Origin of the sequence: Paraburkholderia sp. SG-MS1 (assembly GCF_012275575.1) — a bacterium.
Lineage (GTDB): Bacteria > Pseudomonadota > Gammaproteobacteria > Burkholderiales > Burkholderiaceae > Paraburkholderia.
In genome coordinates this window covers 47,859-58,677 of sequence record NZ_NPIH01000216.1, presented here as the reverse complement: position 1 = coordinate 58,677, position 10,819 = coordinate 47,859, and the positions used below count along the sequence as shown (strand labels likewise).

Below are 10,819 nucleotides of genomic sequence, written 5' to 3'. Positions count from 1 at the left end.
GGCCGGCCAGTTCCGATCCGATGCGCGGGTTCGGGTGCTGGGTGTTGAACACGTCCTCGGTGGCCGGCTGCCCGTCGGCGCGGCTGCCGACGCCCGTCCCGGACGTGATGAGAAGCGGACGATCGGAGCCGGCAAGCGCGGCGCCGAGTGCCGCGATCACACGCTTGTCTTTCTCGCAGTTTTCCACGAAGCGGGAGAAATCGTGGTCGAACGCGAGGTGAATGACGGCGTCCGCCTTCTCGGCGCCGCTACGCAGGGAGGCGGCGTCTTCGAGCGTGCCGCGATGGACTTCCGCGCCCATCTCGGCCAGCGCCTGCGCGCCCGCATCGGAGCGTGTCATGCCGATCACTTGATGACCGGCTTCGATAAGTTCGGGAACCAGCGCCGAGCCGATGAAGCCGGTCGCGCCCGTCAGAAAGATACGCATTGAAAGTCTCCAGGGTGGTCACCCATGCACTATGCGATCATCCGCTATCCTGTTGAAGTAGTGACTTTATCCCGGTAAAACGACTAACAGGCTCCTCATGTCAGCGACCGCCGCCCAAACGCTCGGGGATTTCTTGCGCAGTTGCCGCACACGGCTCGACCCGGCCAGCTTTGGCTTCTCGGGTCGCAGGCGCACACCTGGACTGCGCAGGGAAGAAGTGGCCCAGCGTGCGAACATCAGCTCGACCTGGTACACGTGGCTCGAACAGGGTCGCGGCGGCGCGCCATCGGCGCAAGTGCTCGAACGCATCTGTGCGGCGCTGATGCTGACGGACACCGAGCGCGAACATCTCTTCATACTGGGTCTGGGTCGACCACCGGAAGTGCGCTACCGTTACGTCGACGGTGTGAGCCCGCGGCTTCAGCGCGTGCTCGATTCACTCGACGCCAGCCCGGCAATTATCAAGACCGCGACGTGGGACGTCGTGGGCTGGAATCGTGCCGCCGCGGTCGTGCTCACCGACTACGGCGCGCTGGCGCCGGGGCAGCGCAACATCCTGCGCTTTCTGTTCGGCGACCCGAACGTCCGCGCGAAACAGCACGACTGGGAGAGCGTCGCGTACTTCGTCGTGGCGGCATTCCGGGCAGACGTAGCGCGTGCCGGGCTCACTTCCGAAGTGGGTGATCTCGTCGAGGACCTGTGCCGCACGAGTCCTGACTTCGACCGCCTGTGGCGGGAAAACCGGGTACTGAGCCACGGTGAGGGCGAGAACGTCAAACGCCTCCTGCACCCGAAGCTCGGCCCGATCGAGATGGAGTATTCACTGTTCGCTGTCGATGGGCGGCCGGACCTCACCATGCTCGTGTACACACCGCTCGACGCGCAGATGGCAGAGCGCATTCGCACCGCCGTTGCGCAACATCGATTGATGCCGGCGTGACGCGGGGTTGACAGTTCCGGGCTCTCGAGCTTCGTGCCCGCTCCGCTGCCCCTGCTTTTCCTGGCCCTGCACGCCACAGAACAAGCCTACCCATTCAAAGAGGCAGCGCCCCTCTTATGGGGGGCTGCTTTGACGCGCGACAGCGCCTATCTTGATTTTACGAAGCTCGCAAGTTATGTGGCTCGACAGTGCCAAAGGCACAAGCCTTCATATACCCACGTTGAGCTTTACACGGGGATTTTGCATCCTTCCAACTACTCCATTGCTACGGTCAAAGTTCCAATTTCGCACTCCTCCCATTTCTTCTGCCGGGTTCTCCATTCGCCGATCTGCTGATTCGGATGAAAGAGGTCATATATGAATATATTGTTAGTGGAAGACAATCCTGCGCAAGCTGCCGCTGTCGAGAACGCCATGCAGGAATCGGGGCACAGAATAAGTCAGGTCAACTGCGGCGATAACGCGATGCGCTTTCTCAGAAGTAATGAAGTCGATCTCGTGATGCTCGACTGGCAATTGCGAGGAACAACCGGGTTTGAGGTGCTCCAATGGATACGTGGCAATCTGGGACGCGAACCAGCGGTGTTATTTCTTACTGCCAGACTCTCGGAGGTCGACATTGTGCAGGCGCTTGAGGCAGGTGCGGACGACTACGTCGTCAAGCCGTTTCGAGCGGACGAGTTAGCCGCCAGAGCGGGTGCATTATTGCGTCGGACCACTCGCACTGAGAACACAAGAAAGCCAGTGTCCGTGGGGTCATATGTTCTCGACAGGGGCCGACGCACCGTCTCTCTTCGTGACATGCCGGTAGAGTTGACAGCGAAGGAATTTGACATGGCTGCGTATCTCTTTGCGAACGTCGGGCGAGTGATTTCCCGGGACCTTTTTGCGAAGCTTGTTTGGGGCCGAGAACTGGACATCACCTCACGGACGGTCGATACGCATATCTATCGGCTTCGGCGAAAACTATTCCTGCATCCGGATAATGGCGTGTGCCTGAGTACCGTCTATACCCACGGATACAGACTGGACGAGGTCCCTTTAACAACCGCGACGAGCGACGCATTCGTAAGACACAGTTTCGGAAAGACTCTTGAACTCGCTGCGCGGTGTTCCAACGGATCAGGCAGCAGTCGAATTCGATAAAAGCTTCGTGAAGATCGACCAAACGTAGCGGATACAAACAGGAATAGGTCGAAAGCGAAGACGATCGCCAAAGCCTAAGACGTTACTCATCCCTGCTGACGTCGTGGGCTGACAAGTGAACAGATCACACTCAAACGCAAGGCGCCATTGGACAGCCGGGCGCCGATGCCCCGCTTAGCCACTACGCGGCGCGGCCAGAGGAAGACTAAAGGCGGTTTGTATTCCGCTATTTCAAGTAATCAAATTCACTATTGTTGTCAATCTGACTTCCGCTCTCAAGTAGCATGAATGTCGACGGTTATCTCTCCCCTGGGTGTAACCGTTGGTTGTTCAACCTAAGGTTCTTTTACGCGCGCCCTCTTTCGGCGCGCTTTTTTTTCGTCGGCCGCTACCGAAGCGCCGTTTGGAACAACGACATGAGCTTGATCATGCTGCGGTGCACGCTTGCGTGATCGACCTTTAAACCCCGTTCGGCTAGCGTTTTCCTCAGGGTCGCAGGCTCACCTGCACTCGCAGCTCGCCGCCAACCAGTCAAGTCACTAACACTGCTCAATAAAAGCGGCGCCGGCACAGGCATCCGCTGCGCGCGCCGGTACCTCCGGGCGACGGTGCTTTCAGAATTTTGTCGCGAACTGCATCTGAACTTTCTGGTAGTTGTCGAAATTGTGTCTGGTAATCGGAAAACCTGCACTTATCTTGAATGAGCCAATCGGCGAATTCCACGCGAAGCCAGCGCCATAGCTAAAGCGCACGCCGTTTGCTCCGACGCTGGGACCTTGGGTGCCCCATACATTCCCCCCATCGATAAAAGCAAACACTCCCAGCCGGTCATCACGACGCAAACCCGGTACTGGCGCCTTCAATTCGACGTTACCGGTCAGCATCCTCGAGCCACCTATCGGCACGCCAGTCTTCGGGTCGCGAGGGCCGAGTGAGTTCGGCTCGAAGCCTCGCACGGACCCAATGCCTCCAGCAAAGTAATTCTTGAACAACGGGTAGGGCTTGTTGCCAAGTCCATCGCCGTATCCGCCCTGCAGGTTCAGGCTCAGCACAACCCCACGCGCCAAAGCGTAGTAATACCGCGCGTTGATATCGGCTTTGTAGTACTGGTTCCCGCCTATAGGCGTCCCATATTCCACACCTGCCTGCGCGAAGTAGCCCTGGCTCGGAAACACTGCGCTGTCCCGCCTGTCATGGGACCAGCCGACCATGATCGGTACGCCATTCGAATCGCGGCCGTATTTGTTGACGTAGGCAATATAGCTCTGCGGCGCCTTGTCGTCGGGATCGAGCCTGTAATGCTCGAAGGCCACGCCGACATAGGCCTTATCGGCGTCCCCAACAGGAACGCCAAACCGTGTGTCGAGTCCCGTCGTCACTATCTTGAATCGGGAATCGCTCGAATAATAAAGCGGCTGATTGGAGTGATAGTAAGCGCTAGTCGTCCGACTTACCCCGCCAGACGTGAAGTACGGGTCGGACTGCGTCACACTAAACGTACGAAACAGCTTCGCGGCAGTGACGTCCACCCCGAGACTGGTTCCCGTACCCAGCACGTTGTCCTGGGTAATACCGGCCGATAGCACGGTCCGGTCCGTCGATGAATAGCCAGCGCCCAGCCTAACCGTAGCACCCGGTTTTTCAACCACCTTCACGTCCAGGTCGACTTGATCGGACGCGCCCTCGACTGGAACCGTCGTCACCTCGACCTTGGAGAAATAGCCAAGGCGGTTGAGACGATCCTGCGACGCCGCCACCTTTTTCGAGTCATACCAGTCGTGCTCAGACTGGAGAATTTCACGGCGCACCACTTTTTCGCGGGTAATTGTATTGCCAGTCACGGCGATCTGACGAACAGAAGTCCGCCGACCCACGTCGATCTGCAGTGTCATGTCGACCGCATGGTTGTCCGCGTCGACTCGCGACAACGGGTTCACCGTGGCATATACGTAGCCTTGTTCGCCGAGCTTGTCGATAATCGCATTCGTGCTGGCTAGAAGTTTTCCGACAGATAAGACCTCGCCGGCGCGGAGTTGGACCAAGCGTTCAAGCTCTGCCTGGAGTTCTGGCGGACTGCCTGTGATCCGGACCGCCGAAAGCGTATAAAGCTCGCCTTCATGTACCACTATTGCCAGCGACACCCCGTTGTCGACCGGCGTCGCGACCGACTCTGCCTTGAACTCCAGATAACCGTGATCCAGATAGTACTGTCGGATCCTTTCCAGCCCGGTCGCCAGTCTGTCCTGCGAGTAGACGTTATTCTGTGCGTACCACGAAGTCCAATCGGTCGCGAACAACTGCAGTTCGTCCTGCAGCGCTTTCGAACTAAAAACGCTGTTGCCGCTGAAGCGGATCTCATGAAACTTCGCACCGTCCTTAGGCGTCGTCCCGGCAGCGGTTGCGACCTGTCCTTTCGCAGTATTTTGGGCTGCGTCAGGAGCCACGTCCAATCCAACGCCCGTTTTCCTATCCGGTTTCGGATTGCCGACCTCAGCTGTTACTCCGGCGGCACCGTCGACTGTTGCGCCGGCCGCGTTTGTACCTATGTCTTCGAGCTGTCCCTTGCCAGTGCCGCCGGCGCTGGTTGCTGATCCGTCTTGCGGATGGTGTGCGATATCGACGTTCGCTGCCGACAGCTCGCGGGCAGGCACGCGTGCGGCAGACGTCTCGCTCGCCTCATTCGGCGCGGGAGCGAGTTTGCCTTCGCCACTGCGCACTGCCGTGTTCACCGTGCCTTCTCCCGGACCACCCTCTCGCAGAGCCTCTGGTGACGCTCCCCAATCTGCCTTTCTGCCAACCGGGCCCGCGTCCTGCCCGCTTCCGCCGGAACCGGACGATACATCGGGCACGCCAGAGTCTGCGGAAGGGTCGCCGTCGTGGCCAGCCGAATCCTTCGCCATCGTGCCGACCGCCGCCTCCTCCTCGGCCATAACAGGAGCTGCGCTCGCCAACACGCGGGCACTCGTGCTGACCTGCATTTCACTGCCATTGCGGGATTCGGTCCAACTCTTACTGTAGTCTGGCACCGGGGGCGCTGACAGCCTCACTGCATCCGCGTTGCTGCCCGACATGTCCCCGTCCAGGCTGGCGTGACCCAACGTGACGCTGCCCGGTGTTATACCTTCCGACGCGTTGGCGGAGTACCTGTCCGCCGTCGACAGATCATACGAGCAGTCCGCGACCGACAGCAGAGCAGCATCCGACACAACCGCCATCTCGGCCATTGCCCCGTCTGTGCGCGGGTCCGGCCTCGTCAATGCCGCACACAGATACTGCTGCGGCCGACCTGTCATCCACGATTCAGCCAGGTTTCCGACGCGTGCGTCACGGTCACCAGAAAAGGGCTGTGGCGTATCTTTACGATGAACGATGCTATAAAACGGCGCAGACATTGCACCACTCGTCGAATCGTAACGCACACCGCCACCCGCCCGAGCTTTGGCCACGATAGGGCTATGCACGTGCCTGGCACCATGCCTTTTGGGCCTGATGGCTCGACCCCTGTGGGTATCACTTCCAAAGACGGCCGGCCGACGATCAGATGCGGGTACCCGCGGACCCGCAATTCGCCAGAAGTCATCCGACGAAAACGCTTCATTCGTCAGGACGAACAACCTCGCATGGTTCCCAAGCGAATGGCCGCTGGTCGAGGCGGATACATTCCCAGAGAAGTCCTGCGCAAGACCGGACCCTCCGCTCGCTGCGATCATGTAACTCGCCGAAGGTGCTGCCTGGGCGATCCGGCTGTAGGGAATGCCGACCGAAACAGCCGCCGCAATACCGGACCACATGAGGCTCGCAGACCCTCTCCCACGCGCGCGGTGTGTTTCCAGCGTGCCTGCCGGCGTATTGGTGGCAACATTCCAGGCGATGAGGTAAACCTTGTTCATATCGATCGGTGGTTATGGCGTGCACCGGGCACCCGGATACGCAATTGTGAAAACTCTGCTACTGCCAAGTCTGTCGTGAAAGGCTGAGCGGGATCTAGGGGGGAACCGCGCCGATTATCAAATCGGAAAGTCGGAGTGGTGTACCGCGGACAATGGCCTCTCCTTCGGCGTTCGCTTCGCCGCACCCCGTTGCGCAGCGTTGCGCCGGGAGAGTTCTCATCGGTAGCGACCGACACCATTGCTCTCGATTGCGCCTCATGCCCACTGCAGTGCTCGCGGATCATTTGGACCACCTTCTCGTCAACTGTCGGCAAATGCTTTTTTTGCACGGACTCCCGCGGCTATAGGTCGGCTGTTGTCTTAATTGAGTTACGGCGACGTCTGCCGTCGTTCGCTTGATTTTTTTTAGACGCAGGAATGGGATCGATCCTTGATGAAGGGGTGCGAGACCTTGTCTGCGTTGCACGCGGTCCAAAGATTACCGAAAGACGAGTGTTGCCGGCTACGGACCGCCAGCAGCACGACACTCCCGGCACGTACCACAAGAAATCACGGCTGCCGACTTCGAGACGCCGGCAGCGGGAAAACATGTCCAGACTCGTCGCAACGCCTCGCTCCGTATCAGTCCGATTGAGCAGTGCACACGGACATTGGCGGCATCGCGCCACAGCCCGCAGTGCTCATTGCACCGGCATAGGCTGGGCCCGCTGTGATTCCGACCTCTTTGATGGTTGAAATCAAAGAAATCCTTAGTTGTAGCGCAGATACGCGTTCCTACATTCGACGTTGCCATCCGTCCCCGAAGGGGGGCCACCTACGGGGCGGTGGATAGATTCCCAACTAACTAAGTCAGTATGTAAATTTGCAACTGATTGTGCCGCCCCCAAACATCGAGCTATCTGGAAACCAAAACTCGTCAGCGACGTGGTCGGTCTGGATTTTCCCGATGTTGCGTCATAATCAATGGCATCAAAAATTTCGAATGCAATAGCGAGTACGTCGTCAATCCAGACATCATCTGCTCAACTTCAAATGCTCTTGTCTTCATCTCAGTTGACGAGTGAATAAAAAAATCATAAGGATTGTCAGCGACGAACAGAGCCCCCCACTCAGGTAGGGCAGCAGTCCGTTCAGCGGGGGGCCGTCCAACGATTAGCACCGCAGCGATTGTTGCTTCCAGCCGGATTCGTCCAGTCAACGTGGTTCACATACTGATCGGTAAGCAAGATTTCTGGGTCGAAAATTAAACCGTTATGTTGGTACAGTATGTGATCACGAAGCCAAAGGCGCACCTACAACTGAGGCGCTGGGCGAGCCACACTGGCGCATAACCAACAGGGCGCTAGCTAGTACACGCGAAATACCCGATCGGCGCTGGGCGGCAGGCAAAAAATGGCTATATGCAGCGCAAACGTGCGAGCGCGTACCGGAGTGACGAAACCGTATTGCGCTCGCAAGTAAGGACGTCGCCTGACGGACAAACAATTAGTCAACATACTTTTGTTTCACGCGTCAGCGCATTACTTGGAAAATTGATCCGGAATTTCCATGATATGTCGTTGTGTGACATGGGCGGCCCAGTCCGTACTGTCGCTGCGTGCCGCACGTACCGTCCGTTGGCTTGCGCTGGTATACGTGTTTGCTAGTGCCTTGATCGGACCGTATTCATCGCTCGTATCCATGAGAGGCTGACGCGGCGAATACATACCGGCGAGTGAATGCGCACCATGCGGGCGGTGCGTCGCGAGAGACGCATCTGCGCGTATTGTCCGATATTGGCCTGTGTCGCGTTGCTTGACAACAGCCGCACGCATCGCCTGTTTCTGGCTTGCGTGCTTGGCCGGACGCATTTGCCTCGGTGCCGCCGCGGCAGATACTTCCGCTGATAGCTGAGTTCGCAACTCATGCACACGCTCGGCAAGGCTTTCCTGCCGAGCAGAGGAACGATGACCAACCGTCAGACTCTGCTGTTCTGGGTCTCGGGTCGGCAGCGCGGAACCCAAGGCGGACAGCGGCACGCCAGGCAGCGAATTCGGCGCTTCCTGCTGCTGAACCTGGAGCGCGACACCATGTTGCACCACGTAGTGAGACATCATCCACGCAAGTAGCACCGCTGCGCTGACAATGCAGTAACCCGCGGCCTCCATCCACGCCGGATGAACCGGCACACCCAGATCCGTCGCGGTAGCGGAATAAGTCTCGACAGCCTGCGTTTTCCGGGCATCGCCCGACACACCGGCGTCTGACACAACGCCTGGGGTGTTCTCGCGCACGCTCGCGCGAGCGCGATCCCAGCAGCACATTGACCGAAACAATTCGGCGCTCAGGCAAGAGGTTCGAGATACAGCCTCATAAAGCGCAACGATTTCAAAGGCGGGCAATCGCAACACCCATTCGTGACCAAACGGGACCAGCGCGCGACCGAACGGCATGATCCTCGGCTGTGCAATGAGCCCCCTTACCGGGCTGAACGCAATAGTTGACATCATGTCCTCGAGCCTCTCCATCGACCGTATGTGAACACGCTATGCACTACCCCTGCGGTGTGAACAATTGGGGCAGCGTCCAACCGCCTCTCCGAATCGCGTCTCCGCCGCGTCGGCTCCCCGTGGACAAAACCAGCGTCGTCTCCAGTTGGTAGCCTCGTGCAGCGGATTCATTGTCGCCAACGGCGGCGAACTATCGCAGCTAACAATGTCCAGATCGTTAGCAAATCCAACAATTTCCAACATAGCGGATCCAGGACGTCCACGCAAACAGAATGCGGAGCCAACCTCTGCGAACATCTGCTCTACGCCCTCGCATCGGCTTTAACGCGGATGATCAGTTCGCCGCGCTCAAGTCTCCGGGCGTACCTGGCCGGCAAATTCCCTCGCACGGCGCCAGCGGTCACGATGGCGGGATAGCGGCAGATGAATGGCACATTCTCCGCAGACACGGCAACGAGTTCCCAATGAACAGGCGTGCCCTCTCCCAAATCGGTCAGAACATCGAAGAACGGTGAACCTTCCGAGTAGCCGACGTGCGAATCCGCTGGCATGGCTTCACTCGGAAATGGCCGGGCATCCATAAAGCCGAACACCGAATCGTGCTGTAGCAGGCTCTGGTGAGCGTATGGCCAGATGAACTCGCGCAGAAAGTATTGGTCGGCGAAATGCGTTGACTGGAGCGGCCGCGACATAAAGCGTTCGACCAGCTGTTGCATCGGTGGCAATGCGCCGGCGCTGACGCCCCACATGCCGGCGAGCAACAGCTCGGTATGAGTTGCGTTGTCACGCATGTGATGAAAATGCATGCCGCTCGCCACCCATTGTGCGACGGCTTCGGCTTCTCGTTCGCCGACGACAGAGTCGGCATCGCGGAAAATTACGCGGTGCAGGCCGGGCATGTCGTAAGCGAAGAACCGCCATAGTTGCCCGGGCCAGTGCCTATGCGCGCCATCGACAGGCACGACTTCCGCGCCCGCCTCATGCAGCCGCTCGAGGATACCTGTCGGGACTGTTTCGTCGACGTAAAATCGGCAGATCCAGTGTGGATAGACACGAGGCTGCTCAATGACATTGAGCACCGCAGTCTCACAGTATTTCGAGCTTGCGCCGAACAGCGAGAAAGCGATTACATTCTGTGCTCGCGTTTCAGCGGAAGGTGGCGGAGGAAGTGGCGCCGCCAACGTATCATGTTCGAGTACCGGGGCGCGGGTAAACTGGGCAGCGCGCATCGCTAGAGCCTGATTGCCCCAGCGGTGGGCCTGATCCATCACGCCCTTTCCACCCCACGCCTCTGCCAGCGCGTCGAATAAGGCGAGCGTGTTGCCTTTACGTGCCAGCGCCTGCTCCGCACACCCGATCGCCTCGTCCCAACGGTCGAACTGGAGATGACAGGCAGCTGCGTCGATCCAGGGCTGAGCAAGTCCGGGGGCGATGCGCATGGCCTGGTGGCATAACTTCAGCGCATCGGCATAGCGCCCGTGGGCGTAAGCCTGCTGGATGCGTTTGCCGAGCGCGCCGACCAGCAGGTGCGCCTTCCTGCTATTAGCCTGCGACCTTGAAGAAATGGTAGGTTTCATTACGCCATAGTTTGTACGTTTCGCCGTCGCGACACTGCCACGTGAATCGCCCCATTGCGCAGAGTGCGCGAGCTTCGAGTCTTGATGCGGTCTTTGCAAGTCGCTTGTTTCATTGCAGTGGTTCGCAGTGAACGTCTCCTTTCAGGATGCACCTACCGCGCCCGGAAAGAAATGGCTGGTCCGGGCGTTAAACGTGTCGGTCGCACCGAACAGACCGTCGTCCGGCGGCGGGAGCGCGCAGTCGTCTTTCAGTCCAGATTGCCTTTGACATGTCACACGTCATTGACGAACCCCATGAATAGCCAGATGCTGCTCTCTTCGTCTGGTGACATAGACTACTGGAAGCGCAC

6 protein-coding genes are annotated in these 10,819 nt (G+C 58.8%); 2 read left to right on the top strand and 4 right to left on the bottom strand.

Annotated elements, in window-relative coordinates:
- Positions 1–427 (bottom strand): NAD-dependent epimerase/dehydratase family protein (locus tag CIC12_RS18335; RefSeq protein ID WP_168665635.1); only part of this gene is annotated, 427 nt, incomplete at its 3' end.
- Between the two features lie 97 nt (positions 428–524).
- Here CIC12_RS18335 and CIC12_RS18330 point away from each other — a divergent pair.
- On the top strand, positions 525–1,367 hold the full coding sequence (locus tag CIC12_RS18330) for a helix-turn-helix transcriptional regulator (protein ID WP_168665633.1): 843 nt from the start codon (positions 525–527) through the stop codon (positions 1,365–1,367).
- Between the two features lie 357 nt (positions 1,368–1,724).
- Positions 1,725–2,513 (top strand): response regulator transcription factor, encoded by a 789-nt coding sequence (locus tag CIC12_RS18325; RefSeq protein ID WP_168665631.1) that lies wholly within the window; start codon positions 1,725–1,727, stop codon positions 2,511–2,513.
- Between the two features lie 614 nt (positions 2,514–3,127).
- On the opposite strand, the gene bamA is transcribed toward CIC12_RS18325, so the two are convergent.
- The 3 genes from bamA to CIC12_RS18310 all read right to left on the bottom strand — a co-directional run bounded on the left by bamA (position 3,128) and on the right by CIC12_RS18310 (position 10,469).
- Positions 3,128–5,905: an outer membrane protein assembly factor BamA gene (gene bamA / locus CIC12_RS18320; protein ID WP_168665629.1), complete on the bottom strand. Its 2,778-nt coding sequence runs from the start codon at positions 5,903–5,905 to the stop codon at positions 3,128–3,130.
- A 2,018-nt stretch (positions 5,906–7,923) separates the two neighbouring features.
- Positions 7,924–8,892: a hypothetical protein gene (locus tag CIC12_RS18315; protein WP_168665628.1), complete on the bottom strand. Its 969-nt coding sequence runs from the start codon at positions 8,890–8,892 to the stop codon at positions 7,924–7,926.
- A 302-nt stretch (positions 8,893–9,194) separates the two neighbouring features.
- Complete coding sequence (locus CIC12_RS18310; RefSeq protein WP_168665626.1) at positions 9,195–10,469, bottom strand: tetratricopeptide repeat protein; 1,275 nt, start codon at positions 10,467–10,469, stop codon at positions 9,195–9,197.
- Positions 10,470–10,819 lie beyond the last annotated feature (350 nt).